General features: G+C 58.8%; 11 protein-coding genes. 6 read left to right on the top strand and 5 right to left on the bottom strand.

Annotated elements, in window-relative coordinates; all coding sequences use genetic code 11:
• Positions 1-94 precede the first annotated feature (94 nt).
• The 3 genes from WDB88_RS07820 to gluQRS all read left to right on the top strand — a co-directional run bounded on the left by WDB88_RS07820 (position 95) and on the right by gluQRS (position 2,846).
• Positions 95-445, top strand: a complete 351-nt coding sequence (locus WDB88_RS07820) for a DUF6614 family protein (RefSeq protein ID WP_339107115.1) — start codon at positions 95-97, stop codon at positions 443-445.
• A 217-nt stretch (positions 446-662) separates the two neighbouring features.
• Entirely contained in the window at positions 663-2,006 is a 1,344-nt protein-coding gene (gene trmFO / locus WDB88_RS07815) for a methylenetetrahydrofolate--tRNA-(uracil(54)-C(5))-methyltransferase (FADH(2)-oxidizing) TrmFO (RefSeq protein ID WP_339107114.1), read from the top strand.
• A gap of 6 nt (positions 2,007-2,012) precedes the next feature.
• Positions 2,013-2,846 (top strand): tRNA glutamyl-Q(34) synthetase GluQRS, encoded by an 834-nt coding sequence (gluQRS, locus tag WDB88_RS07810; protein WP_339107113.1) that lies wholly within the window; start codon positions 2,013-2,015, stop codon positions 2,844-2,846.
• On the opposite strand, the gene hisI is transcribed toward gluQRS, so the two are convergent.
• Positions 2,836-3,195 (bottom strand): phosphoribosyl-AMP cyclohydrolase, encoded by a 360-nt coding sequence (hisI, locus tag WDB88_RS07805; RefSeq protein WP_339107112.1) that lies wholly within the window; start codon positions 3,193-3,195, stop codon positions 2,836-2,838. The two genes, gluQRS and hisI, sit on opposite strands and share 11 nt — an antisense overlap.
• A gap of 61 nt (positions 3,196-3,256) precedes the next feature.
• Between hisI and WDB88_RS07800 the strand changes: the two genes are divergently transcribed.
• Positions 3,257-3,688 (top strand): iron-sulfur cluster assembly scaffold protein, encoded by a 432-nt coding sequence (locus WDB88_RS07800; protein ID WP_339107111.1) that lies wholly within the window; start codon positions 3,257-3,259, stop codon positions 3,686-3,688.
• Positions 3,689-3,740: 52 nt separating this feature from the next.
• Complete coding sequence (locus WDB88_RS07795; RefSeq protein ID WP_339107110.1) at positions 3,741-5,147, top strand: methyl-accepting chemotaxis protein; 1,407 nt, start codon at positions 3,741-3,743, stop codon at positions 5,145-5,147.
• A gap of 452 nt (positions 5,148-5,599) precedes the next feature.
• On the opposite strand, the gene recG is transcribed toward WDB88_RS07795, so the two are convergent.
• The 4 genes from recG to WDB88_RS07775 all read right to left on the bottom strand — a co-directional run bounded on the left by recG (position 5,600) and on the right by WDB88_RS07775 (position 11,100).
• Positions 5,600-7,690, bottom strand: coding sequence for an ATP-dependent DNA helicase RecG (recG, locus tag WDB88_RS07790; protein ID WP_339107109.1), 2,091 nt, complete (start codon positions 7,688-7,690; stop codon positions 5,600-5,602).
• Positions 7,690-9,813, bottom strand: a complete 2,124-nt coding sequence (ligA, locus tag WDB88_RS07785) for an NAD-dependent DNA ligase LigA (RefSeq protein WP_339107108.1) — start codon at positions 9,811-9,813, stop codon at positions 7,690-7,692. The genes recG and ligA overlap by 1 nt, the downstream gene beginning before the upstream one ends.
• A 205-nt stretch (positions 9,814-10,018) precedes the next feature.
• On the bottom strand, positions 10,019-10,726 hold the full coding sequence (locus tag WDB88_RS07780; protein WP_339107107.1) for a response regulator transcription factor: 708 nt from the start codon (positions 10,724-10,726) through the stop codon (positions 10,019-10,021).
• 95 nt (positions 10,727-10,821) lie between these two features.
• Positions 10,822-11,100, bottom strand: coding sequence for a DUF1153 domain-containing protein (locus WDB88_RS07775; protein ID WP_339107106.1), 279 nt, complete (start codon positions 11,098-11,100; stop codon positions 10,822-10,824).
• 126 nt (positions 11,101-11,226) lie between these two features.
• On the opposite strand from WDB88_RS07775, the gene mnmA reads away from it, so the two are divergent.
• Positions 11,227-12,366: a tRNA 2-thiouridine(34) synthase MnmA gene (gene mnmA, locus WDB88_RS07770; protein ID WP_339107105.1), complete on the top strand. Its 1,140-nt coding sequence runs from the start codon at positions 11,227-11,229 to the stop codon at positions 12,364-12,366.
• The last annotated feature ends 72 nt before the right edge of the window (positions 12,367-12,438 follow it).

Genomic DNA, 12,438 nt, shown 5'->3' with positions numbered 1-12,438 from the left:
AATCGAATATCAAATCCTTTGTGCTGAAATCCCGACCACGCGCCTGAGGGACAGCCCGCAAGAACGGGGTGGTAGATGGGCCGGGAGGTTGGATATGAATTTGTATCACTGTATGATTGAACTGACATCGGGCACCAAAGCGCTGGCCTTCGCGGCAGCGGCTGAGATCTGGTATGGCGGGTTGCAAAAGCGCGGACTGATCAGTTCGTGGCGGCTGATGCGGCGCAAGCTGGGCTTGGGCGCAGAGGGTCAGGCGGATTTTCTGTTAGAAATCGAGGTGGCCGACATGGCCATGCTGGAAAACGCGTTTCGGGCTGTAGGCCAGAGTGACGATGAACTGGCCCGCCATTACGACCAGATGCATGCGATGATCGCGACCTCCAGCGTCGGGCTTTACCGTGAATTTCCAGATCCCGAACGGCGCGAGCGTATCGCCCTGATCTGACGGCCCCGATTATGCCGCATCCTGCCGGCCAAGGGCCGCGCATCCTTATGCGCAGGGCCGCAGCCCTGCGGGGCATCGAGCCCCTTGGGCTGCGCGGGATCGGGCCTTACGGCCCGCCCCGTAGAGTAAGCGACCGAGCCGATTTCTTGCACAAACCGCCGATTGTCCCTTGAGAATGGCTCTTTTCAAAAGCACGGCTTTGGCCTAGACGAACGCCATGACAGATACACTCCATATCCTTGGCGGCGGCATGGCCGGTTCCGAAGCTGCGTGGCAGGCCGCGAATGCAGGCGTGCGCGTTGTGCTGCATGAGATGCGCCCGACTGTTGAGACCTTTGCCCATCGCACCGGCGATTTCGCCGAGATGGTATGCTCGAATTCCTTCCGCTCGGATGATGACGAGCAGAATGCCGTGGGGCTTTTGCATTGGGAGATGCGGGCGGCAGACGGGCTGATCATGGCGATGGCCGACAAGCACAGCCTGCCTGCCGGTGGCGCTTTGGCGGTGGATCGCGATGCGTTTTCAGCCGGTGTCACCCGCGCGATCAAGGATCATCCGCTGATCGAGACGCGCTATGGCGAGATCACCGAACTGCCGAAAGACGGGCATTGGATTGTGGCGACGGGGCCGCTGACTTCTGGCGCTTTGGCCGAGAGCATTCGCAGCGAGACAGGCGCCGATGCTTTGGCTTTCTTTGATGCCATTGCGCCCATCGTCTATTTCGAGTCGATCGACATGGATGTAGCCTGGCTGCAATCGCGCTATGACAAGGGCGAAACCGAAGAAGAGCGCACGGCCTATATCAACTGCCCGATGACCAAGCCCGAATATGAGGCTTTCATCGATGCGCTTCTGGCCGCCGATAAGACCGAGTTCCACGAGGGCGAGACCGCGAAATATTTCGATGGCTGTCTGCCGATCGAGGTGATGGCCGAGCGCGGGCGCGAGACCCTACGCCATGGTCCGATGAAGCCCATCGGCCTGACCAACCGCCATAAGCCCGAAGAGAAAGCCTATGCCGTGGTGCAGCTGCGTCGCGATAACGCACTGGGGACGCTCTATAATATCGTGGGTTTCCAGACCAAGATGAAATATGGTGCGCAGACGGAAGTGCTGCGGATGATCCCCGGCCTTCAGAACGCGAGCTTCGCGCGTCTGGGCGGCATCCACCGCAATACCTTTATCAACTCGCCCACGCTTCTGGATGATCAGATGCGGTTGAAATCGCGCCCCAATATCCGTTTTGCGGGGCAGATCACCGGTGTCGAGGGCTATGTGGAATCCTCGGCGATGGGACTTCTGGCGGGCCGGATGGCTGCCGCCGAGATCCTTGGCCGTGATTTGCCCCCGCCCTCTTATGAGACCGCGATGGGCAGCCTTGTGAACCATATCACCGGCGGTGCCGAGGCGAAGACCTTCCAGCCGATGAATGTGAACTTCGGTCTTTTCCCGCCAGTGGATGCGCGTGGCGGGCGGCGCGGTCGCAAGGACCGTTACAAGCTGTATACCGACCGCGCGAAAGAGCAGTTCACCGCGTGGCTTGGCGCCCAGCCGAAATAAAGGCGGATGCGGACGCGCTTTGCTCCTTCGCCCACCGGCCCGCTGCATCTGGGCCATGCCTATTCCGCCTGTCTTGCGTGGGATATGGCGGCGGACGGGGAGTTTCTGCTGCGGATCGAGGATAATGATACCCAGCGGTGCCGCCCCGAATATGAGGCGGGCTGCTATGAGGATCTGCGCTGGCTGGGGCTGTCATGGCCCGAGCCGGTGATGCGCCTGTCGGACCGGCGTGAGGTCTATCTGGCGGTGATCCATGATCTGATCGACCGTGGCCTGGCCTACCCCTGTTCCTGCACGCGGCGCGATATTCAGGCGGCGATGTCGGCTCCGCAAGAGGGTGTCAGCGCACCGCATCTTTATCCGGGCACCTGTCGTCACCGGAAGGGGCAATATCCGCAGGCGGGCGACGCGGTGCGGCTGGATATGGCGGCGGCTTTGGCCAGCCTGCCGGAGCAGGCTCTGACATGGGAAGAAACGGGGCTTGATGCGGGGCTGCACCATCTGGACCCTGCCCGCCTGTTGCAGGATCATGGCGACATTGTGCTGATGCGCAAGGATATCGGCACGGCGGCCTATCACCTGTCGGTCGTGGTCGATGATGCCGAACAGGGCATCACCGATGTCATTCGCGGGGCCGATCTGGCAGAGGCCACCATGCTACACCGACTGTTGCAGGCCGTGTTGGGCCTGCCCACGCCGCGCTATCATCACCACCGGCTGATCCGTGACGAGAACGGCAAGCGGCTGGCCAAACGCAATGATGCGCGGGCGATCTCGCTTTACCGCAGCGAAGGTGCCTCGCCCGCCGATATCCGCGCGATGGTTGGCCTTAAGCCATAGGCTCTGCGGTGATCACCTCTTTACCATCCTCGACCAGCGTATAGAAACAGCTGCGGCGGTTGGTATGGCAGGCCGGCCCCTTCTGCGTGACCTTTACAAGCAGGCAGTCACGGTCGCAATCGATGCGCAATTCGACCAGATGCTGCATATGGCCCGAGGTTGCCCCCTTGGCCCAGAGGCTTTGACGCGAGCGCGACCAATAGGTGACATGGCCCGTCTCCAGCGTCTTTGCGAGGCTTTCGGCATTCATCCAGGCCATCATCAGAACCTCGCCATTTTCGGCATCTTGGGCGATGGCGGGGATCAAACCGTTGGCATCATATTTCAGGCTGGAAAGATCGAAAGACATAGGGGTTTCCTCTGCAAGGTGAAGGCCCTATCTATCGCAAACCGAGATAGGGGAAAAGACCATGAGCGACGGAGATCTGTTCCGGCTTTATTCGCAACGCATTCTGGCGCTGGCGGCGGATATTCCGCATAGCGCCCCCCTGCCCGCACCCGATGCCACGGCCAAAAAACGCGCGCCGCTTTGCGGCTCGACCGTCGAGGTGGCGCTGACTGTCGAAAACGGGCGCATCACCGGCTATAGCCAGACCGTGCGTGCCTGCGCGTTGGGGCAGGCCTCGGCTGCGATTTTCGGGCATAATATCATCGGCCGGTCGCGCGAGGAGGTGCAGGCGCTGCGCGATGCACTGGCGCGGATGCTGGCGGGCCAAGGCCCCGTCCCCACGGCCCCTTTTGCGGAATACGAGATCCTGCAGGCCGCACAGGACTATCCCAATCGCCACGGATCTATCCTGCTGGCACCGGATGCGACCCTGCTGGCTTTCGACCAGATTTAACGGGATGTAAAACCTTCTATGCGAGCCTCCCAAAGTCTGAGGTGGAGGCTGCATGAACGATCTTTCTTTTCATCCCGGGGCCGGGACTAATGGAACCGGACTGGACCAGATCGCCAAACAGGCGATCACATTAGGTCGCGAAATCGTCGAAATTGCAGCCGCTCTGGATCTTCTGGCCCAGAACGCGACGGAACAGATGGGCCATCTGACCCATGCCGATCGTGCCGCAACCATTATCCAGAGTGCGAATGAACGGGTCATCACCGGCATCGAGGCCGTGGCCGGCGCCGCACAGCGCACGCAGGATCATGTGGCCGAAACCACCACCCAGATGCGCGAAACAGCCCAGCACGCGCAGAAGATCGCCAGCTGGGTCACATCGGTCGCGCAGCGCATGTCGGATGTCGGCAAGACCCTGGCGCAGGTGCAATCGGAAAACAGCGAGATCCGGCAGATCGCCTCGCAGGTCAATATTCTGGCCATCAACGCCAAGATCGAGGCGGTGCGGGCGGGAGATGCGGGGCGCGGCTTTGCGGTGGTCGCCGAGGCCATTAACGAGCTGTCGCGCAAAACGGCAAATGCGGCGGGCGGGATCAGTCAGGCCATTGAAGGTCTGGATAGCGGCATCCAGACCTTGCGCAAAGAGGCCGAGAGCATCACGGATAACGCATCCCGCGTGCTCAGTGGCACCGTTGAAACGGATCAGGCCATGTCGCGCATGACGGCCTCTGTTGACGAGACCCGTCAAGCCGTGGGCGAGATTGCGCAGCGGGCGAATGAAGTGCGCGAAGCCAATAGCCGTTTCGCACCGGCTTTCGGGGCGATGACGCAGGCGATGAAGCAGACCGGAACACAGGTCACGCAGGCGCAAAAACGCACAACCGCCCTGATCACCGTCGGCGAGACCATCGTGCAAAACTCTGTCCAGCTTGGCGGCGCGCTGGAGGATGCGGCCCTTATCGACTTCGTGCAGCAGGAAGCCGCCAAGATCAGCGAGATTTTCACGCAGGCAGTTGCTTCGGGGCAGATCGAAACTGCGGCTCTTTTTGACCGGCGCTACGAACCGATCGAGGGCACGAACCCGCAACAGGTCATGACGCGATTTACACCATTTACCGATAAGGTTCTGCCCCCCATTCAGGAAGCGGCATTGGAGCTGGACGGCAAGATCGTGTTCTGCGCAGCGGTGGATGAAAACGGATATCTGCCCACGCATAACAGAAAGTTCTCGAAACCGCAGGGGGCTGATCCTGCATGGAATACCGCAAACTGCCGCAATCGGCGGATTTTCGACGATCGGGTCGGGTTGCGTGCAGGCCGCTCGACCGCGCCTTTTGTCCTGCAGATCTATCGTCGCGACATGGGAGACGGGCACTTCGTTCTGATGAAAGACCTCTCGGCCCCTATCACCGTGAACGGACGGCACTGGGGCGGGTTGCGCATTGCCTATGCCTTCTGATCGAAAAACCTATATAGCCCTGCCTTTCCGGAGGGAACGGATCGTTCCAATGCATGCCAAGCCGATGATGAGGGCCTGAAACGGCGCTCCACAGCATCCTCGAAACGGACCTTGAATGAAAAAACCGCCATCCCGAGGATGGCGGCGAGTAAGGCACTTTCTACGCGCCCGGTGTGATCAAGAGGCTCGTCCGGGCAGGACGATGGGCGCGCGCCGCGGGGACAGTGCGGCGCAGTGCGAGGCAGACCGGGCTTTAAAAAAGCCCCGGCAAACACAGAAGCCCCAAGCAGGTTACACAGATCGACGCGGCGCCAAGCACGTCGGACAAAAGGCTATCGCCTTCGATAACCGTTCCAATTTTTCGCAACATCGATGTAACCTCCTTGCTTCTGTTGCTCTTTTGTTCCCATTAAAAAGAGAACAAGTAAAGAACATTTTTACCAAGCTTAGGGTTACCCAACGGAAATCAGTTTGATTGCGCGATCCTGCTCCATCAACCAAAGCAGCGTTCTGGCTGCGCGTCCCCTCTCGCTTTCAAGCCCGGGGTCCCCTTCCAGAAGCGCGCGCGCATCAGTTTGCGCGGTCGCCATCAACCCCGCCTGACGTTCCAGATCGGCCACGCGAAACCGTGGAAGCCCCGATTGCGCGGTGCCGATCATATCGCCCGCACCACGCAACGCGAGATCTTCCTCGGCAATCCGGAAGCCATCCTCGCTATCGCGCAACACCTTCAGTCGCCGCTCGCCGGTCTCTGTCAGGGGCGCGCGATACATCAGAAGACAGGTTGAGGCCGCAGCCCCGCGCCCGACCCGTCCGCGCAACTGGTGCAACTGCGCAAGCCCGAAACTCTCGGCGCGCTCGATCACCATGATCGAGGCATTGGGCACATTGACCCCCACCTCGATCACAGTGGTCGCCACCAGAACACGTTTCGTCCCCGATAGAAATTCTGCCATCGCCGCGTCCTTTTCGGACGGGGACATCTGCCCGTGCACCAAGGTGACCACCTCATCCCCCAAGGCCGCCCGCAGATGTTTGAACCGTTCTTCAGCCGATTGCAGATCCGATTTCTCGCTTTCTTCGACCAACGGGCATACCCAATAGGCCTGACGCCCCTCGTCTACCGCACGCGTCAAATGCGCGACGACCTCTGCCAGACGCTCATCCGCGATCAACGCGGTCTTGACCGGCGTCCGGCCGGGGGGCTTTTCGTCCAGAACCGAAACATCCATATCGCCATATTGGGTCAGTGCCAGAGAGCGCGGGATCGGCGTCGCCGTCATGACCAAAATATCGACCGCCTGCCCCTTAGCCCCCAATTCCATCCGCTGCGCCACGCCAAAGCGATGCTGCTCGTCTATGACCACAAAGCGAAGGTCATGAAAATGCACATCTTTCTGGAAAACGGCATGGGTGCCGAGCAAGATATCAATGCGCCCTGCGGCAAGATCTTCCAGCTTGGCCGCACGATCCGCACCCTTATCGCGCCCCGTCAAAAGCTCGACCCGCACCCCCGCATCGCGGGCAAGAGGCGCAATCCCCTCCATATGCTGGCGCGCCAGAATCTCGGTCGGGGCCATCATAACGGATTGGCCTCCCGCCTCGACCGCTGTGACCAAGGCCAGCAATGCCACCAGCGTTTTCCCCGCCCCGACATCCCCCTGAAGCAGACGGTTCATGCGGCGATCAGAGGCCATATCGCCCCGAATTTCGGCAACCGCACGGGTCTGCGCGCCAGTTGGCGCATAGGGCAGATTTTGCAAAATGCGCGCGGAGAAACGGCCATCACCGCGCGTCACCCGCCCCGGTTTGCGTTTGGCATTACGTCGCGCCAAAGCCAAGGTCAGCTGATGCGCGAACAACTCGTCATACGCCAGCCGCATACGCGCCGGCGACTGCGGCATACAGTGCGCAAGATCTTCCGGATGATGCGCCGCCTGCATGGCCACGTGCCAATCCGGCCAATCTTCACGCTTTTTCAGGTTGGGATCGATCCATTCGGGAAGCTCGGGCAACAAGGCCAGCGCTCCTTCGGTGGCCTTGCCCATGACCTTCTGCGTAATCCCCGCAGAGAGAGCGTAAATCGGCTCGAAGCGCGGAATCTCTTCAAGTTGCTCAGGCAGAAGGATAAAATCCGGATGTACGATTTGCGCGCGGCCCTCGTAGATTTCGACCTTCCCCGAAACGATCCGCCGCTCGCCCAAAGGAAGCTGCTTCTGGAACCATTGGTCATTGCCCCGAAAAAAGACCAGCGTGATCTCGGCCTGCGCATCTTCGACGATCACCCGTGAAGGTGCCCCCGCCCGCGCGGCCTTCACATGGCGCAGAACCGTTACCTCGGTCGTCACAACCTGCCCGTGCGGCACCCCCGCCACCGTGGGCACCGGACGGCGATCGACCAGGCTGTAAGGCAAAGTGAGCAGCAGATCACGCGGCTTTTCGAGGCCAGCCTGTGTCAATGTCTGTGCCAGCTTCGGGCCGATACCGGGCAAGCTTTCAAGCTTACCGAATAGCGGGAAAAGACTCTCGGGCCGACCTGCCATCAGCCTTGCCCGGCCATAACCAGCCACGCATCCTCGTCAATCACCCGCACACCAAGATCTGCCGCTTTGGTTGCCTTGGATCCGGCCCCCGGACCGGCCACAAGGATATCGGTCTTCTTCGACACGGATCCCGCCACTTTTGCCCCCAGCGCCTCGGCCCGCGCCTTGGCTTCCGAACGTGTCATCTTTTCAAGCGTTCCGGTAAATACGATCGTCAACCCTGCGATTTCGCTATTATTTTTCGGCTTTTCAGCCTCTTGCACCCGAAGCTGCGCGATCAACCGGTCAATCGACCCGCGCTCGGCTTCCTGATGGAAGGTGCTCACCAGACTTTCGGCAAGAACCTTGCCAACACCGTCAATGCCAAGCAGATCCTCCCAGGCTGCATTGCCTTTCGGATCGGCCTGCGTCATTGCGGCTTCGAAAGACGGCCATGTGCCATAATGGCGCGCCAGCAACGTCGCGGTCTGTTCTCCCACATGACGGATCCCCAAAGCAAAGATCACACGCGCAAGCGCGATATCACGCCGCTGGTCAATCGCGTCAAACAGTTTGAGCGCGGATTTCTCCCCCCAACCATCGCGATTTTTCAATTGCCGCACCTGACCCGGCCCATATCTGTCCCGCAGAGTGAAAATGTCGACAGGCTCCCTGACCCAGCCATCTTCATAAAACGCCTCAACCTGTTTGGCGCCAAGCCCGTCAATATCGAACGCAGCGCGCGAGACAAAATGCTTGAGCTTTTCAACTTGCTGCGCCGGACAAATCAATCCGCCGGTACACCGACGCACCGCATCCCCTTCCTCGCGAATAGCGTCCGAACCACATTCAGGGCATTTTGAAGGAAATTCATAGGGTTGCAGACCTTCCGCGCGACGCGTAAGATCCACATCCGCAATTTTCGGGATCACATCGCCTGCGCGATAAACCTGCACCCAATCCCCCTCGCGGATGTCGCGCCCGCCACGGATCTCTTCGCCTTTCGAATCGCGCCCTGCAATATAGTCTTCGTTATGCAAGGTCGCGTTGGAGACAACCACACCTCCAACCGTGACCGGTGTCAGACGCGCCACGGGACTGAGCGCACCAGTCCGCCCCACCTGAATCTCGATCTTCTCAAGTTGGGTCCATGCCAGTTCGGCAGGGAATTTATGTGCGATCGCCCAACGCGGCGTTGTCGAACGAAAGCCCAGCCGAGCCTGCAACGCAAGGTCGTTGACCTTATAGACGACACCGTCGATATCATAGCCGAGCATCGCCCGATCTGCTTCGATCGCATGATACTGGGCAATCATCTGCGCCGATCCAGAACAGGTCTTGGTCAGCGGATTTGTCGAAAAACCAAGTTCGGCCAAACGCTTGATCGCTCCGCTTTGGGTATCTGCAAGAGGAGCCGACAGCACCCCCCAAGCATAGGCAAAAAACTTCAATGGTCTGCGCGCAGTGACCCGCGGATCCAGCTGGCGCAACGACCCTGCGGCGGCATTCCGCGGATTGGCAAAACGTTTCTCGCCCCGTTCATCTTGCGAGATATTGAGCGCCGCAAAATCGTCATGCGCCATATACACCTCGCCGCGCACCTCAAGGAGATCCGGCGCATCTTTCAAATGCTGCGGAATATCGGGAATCGTCCGCGCATTTTCCGTAACGTTTTCACCCGTTTCCCCATCGCCACGCGTTGCAGCGTAAACAAGCACACCTTTTTCATAACGCAACGAAAGCGATAGCCCGTCAATTTTTGGCTCTGCGGTAAAAGACAAGGGCGTATCCGCTGCCAATCCGAGATATTTCCGGATGCCGCGGACAAAATCCTCGACATCTTCATCCTCGAAGGCATTGCCCAAGCTCATCATCCGTTGTTCATGCCGGACCTTCGCAAACCCTTCCGCCGGGGCCGCGCCTACTTTCTGGGACGGGCTGTCGCCACGTTGCAGATCCGGGAATTGCGCCTCCAATGCAAGAAGGCGGCGTTTAAACGCATCATATTCGGCGTCAGAGATCTCCGGCGCATCCTGCGTATGATACGCCGTATTCGCCCGTTCAAGCCGCGCTGATAGGTCCGCAATCTCGCGCGCCGCCGTATCTTTTGTCATATCACCGGGGGGAATGGCGGAAGAATTCATGGCGGGCTCTCTATCTTGCTACATCGCGCGCGTCACAAATATGGCCTTCTCCGCCGCACGTCCAGCCACAGCACCCAAACAGCCGTGAAATACACAGATACAAACTTCATGCTACAGATTAAAAAATGCCACCAACCAAATGAAAAAGCCGCATTTTCATGCGGCCTCTCAGATCAAACAAGGAATACGCGACACTGAGTCGATTTTAGACGGCGACGCGGCGCTCCATCTCGCCCGGATCAGGATCGCGCAACACATAGCCACGGCCCCAGACGGTCTCGATGTAATTCTCCCCGCCAGTTGCATCCGCCAACTTCTTACGAAGCTTACAGATGAAAACGTCGATAATCTTCAATTCGGGCTCGTCCATGCCACCGTAGAGATGGTTCAGGAACATCTCTTTGGTCAGCGTCGTCCCCTTACGAAGGCTCAGAAGTTCGAGCATCTGATACTCTTTGCCAGTCAGATGGACCGGCTTATTCTCGACCTCCACGGTTTTGGCGTCGAGATTGACAGAGACCTTACCCGTGCGGATCACCGATTGCGAATGCCCTTTCGAGCGACGGATGATCGCATGGATGCGGGCGACCAACTCTTCGCGATGGAAGGGTTTGGTCATGTAGTCATCCGCACCGAACCCGAACCCCTTGATCTTGTTCTCGGTATCATCAGCACCGGTCAGGATCAGGATCGGGGTATCGACCTTCGACATGCGCAACTGCCGCAGAACCTCATGCCCGTTCATATCGGGCAGATTCAGGTCAAGCAGGATCAGGTCGTAGTCATACAGCTTGGCGAGATCGATCCCTTCTTCACCAAGATCAGTGCAATAGACGTTGAGATTGGCATGAGTCAGCATCAACTCAATGCTTCGCGACGTCGTGGGATCGTCCTCCACCAACAAAATCCGCATATTCGGTTCTCCGCATTAATTCCTTGGTTATTGGAACCCTCGCACCAAATGGTTAACACACTATTACCCTAGAACGTTAATTTATTCAATTCCTCCTAGGGTTGTCTGAATTTCTGGATAGCAGTCACCTTCAACCCCGCCAGACCGTGTTTTTGCACGGCATGGGTCCAGATATCGAGTTCCTCATCGGACAGATCGTAGCGCTCCAGCACTTCACTGCGCGTGATCAGACCATGAGAGACCGCATTAACAATAATAGCCTTACGCGACGCCACCCAACGGCGCGTTTCGGCAGGTGGCAGGTCCGCACGGGTCAAAATCGTACCATCAGGCAGTGTGATAGACCGCGGACCATCGACTTTTTTCAGATACATGGGCACACCCCTTCACTTCGATGCTCTAGAATGTGACGGATGGGTCTTAACGACGGGTGAAACTAACCCTTGAGAATAGGTAGGATTTTCCTATATTTCTGCGGACCTGGTTAAGGGACGTTTTCCATGAGCAAGGATATGCCACTCAATTCGCTTGGTTTTGCCAAGCGCCCCGAAGACACGCGAGTCGTTGTCGCCATGTCTGGCGGCGTCGATAGCTCTGTCGTGGCCGCGGAATTGGCACAACAGGGCTATGATGTCGTGGGGGTGACGTTGCAGCTATACGATCACGGGGCCGCGCTTGCCAAAAAGGGCGCCTGCTGTGCCGGACGTGATATCCATGACGCGCGGCGCGTGGCGGAAACGATGGGGTTCCCGCATTATGTGCTTGATTATGAAAACATCTTCCAAGAAGCGGTGATCGACGAATTTGCCGATGCCTATCTTGGCGGAGCAACCCCTGTCCCCTGTATCCGTTGTAACGAACGCGTCAAATTCAAGGATCTTCTGGAAACCGCGAAGGATCTGGATGCCGATTGTATGGCGACGGGGCATTATATCCAGCGCAAAATGGGGCCGAATGGTCCCGAGCTGCATTCGGCAGCCGATTCGAATCGTGACCAGAGTTACTTCCTGTTCTCGACCACACCCGAACAGCTTTCTTTCCTGCGATTCCCGCTTGGACATTTGCATTCCAAAGCCGAAACCCGTGCTTTGGCTGCAAAACACGGCCTGCCGGTTGCCGACAAGCCCGACAGTCAGGACATTTGCTTCGTTCCGAACGGCAATTATGCCAGTGTAATCGAAAAACTGCGTCCGGGTGCCGCCGATCCGGGCGAGATTGTCGATATGGACGGCAATATTCTGGGCGAACATCGCGGCGTGATCCATTACACGATCGGCCAGCGACGCGGTCTTGGAATTGGTGGCATGGCCGACCCGCTCTACGTGGTCAAACTCGACCCCGATCATCGCCGTGTGATCGTGGGACCGAAAGAGGCCTTGGCCACCCGCACGATTCCGGTGCGCGAGATCAACTGGCTCGGCGACGAGCCCTTCACCTCGCGCAAGGAATGGCATGTTTCGGTCAAGGTCCGTTCGACCCGTCCACCGCGTGCTGCCATCATTCGCCCGATTTCAGCGACCGAAGCGGAGGTCGAGCTGATCGTACCGGAAGAAGGCGTCTCGCCCGGTCAGGCCTGCGTCTTCTACTCCAATGATGACAGCCGGATCTTCGGCGGCGGTTGGATCTGGAAGGGCCGGTAACGGGGCCCGAAATCGTCAAAGCACACCCTCCTGTGCAGCCCTGTCATGGACAGGAGGGGTTCGGGCGCTAGG

Source organism: Thioclava sp. GXIMD4216, assembly GCF_037949285.1.
GTDB classification, from domain to species: Bacteria; Pseudomonadota; Alphaproteobacteria; order Rhodobacterales; family Rhodobacteraceae; genus Thioclava; species Thioclava litoralis.
This window is presented reverse-complemented; position numbering and strand designations above follow the sequence as displayed.

Excerpts from the sequence above, each read along its gene's own strand:
- WDB88_RS07820 (WP_339107115.1), top strand. The coding sequence starts at position 95 with ATGAATTTGTATCACTGTATGATTGAACTGACATCGGGCACCAAAGCG.
- trmFO (WP_339107114.1), top strand. The coding sequence starts at position 663 with ATGACAGATACACTCCATATCCTTGGCGGCGGCATGGCCGGTTCCGAA.
- gluQRS (WP_339107113.1), top strand. The coding sequence starts at position 2,013 with ATGCGGACGCGCTTTGCTCCTTCGCCCACCGGCCCGCTGCATCTGGGC.
- hisI (WP_339107112.1), bottom strand. The coding sequence starts at position 3,195 with ATGTCTTTCGATCTTTCCAGCCTGAAATATGATGCCAACGGTTTGATC.
- WDB88_RS07800 (WP_339107111.1), top strand. The coding sequence starts at position 3,257 with ATGAGCGACGGAGATCTGTTCCGGCTTTATTCGCAACGCATTCTGGCG.
- WDB88_RS07795 (WP_339107110.1), top strand. The coding sequence starts at position 3,741 with ATGAACGATCTTTCTTTTCATCCCGGGGCCGGGACTAATGGAACCGGA.
- recG (WP_339107109.1), bottom strand. The coding sequence starts at position 7,690 with ATGGCAGGTCGGCCCGAGAGTCTTTTCCCGCTATTCGGTAAGCTTGAA.
- ligA (WP_339107108.1), bottom strand. The coding sequence starts at position 9,813 with ATGAATTCTTCCGCCATTCCCCCCGGTGATATGACAAAAGATACGGCG.
- WDB88_RS07780 (WP_339107107.1), bottom strand. The coding sequence starts at position 10,726 with ATGCGGATTTTGTTGGTGGAGGACGATCCCACGACGTCGCGAAGCATT.
- WDB88_RS07775 (WP_339107106.1), bottom strand. The coding sequence starts at position 11,100 with ATGTATCTGAAAAAAGTCGATGGTCCGCGGTCTATCACACTGCCTGAT.
- mnmA (WP_339107105.1), top strand. The coding sequence starts at position 11,227 with ATGAGCAAGGATATGCCACTCAATTCGCTTGGTTTTGCCAAGCGCCCC.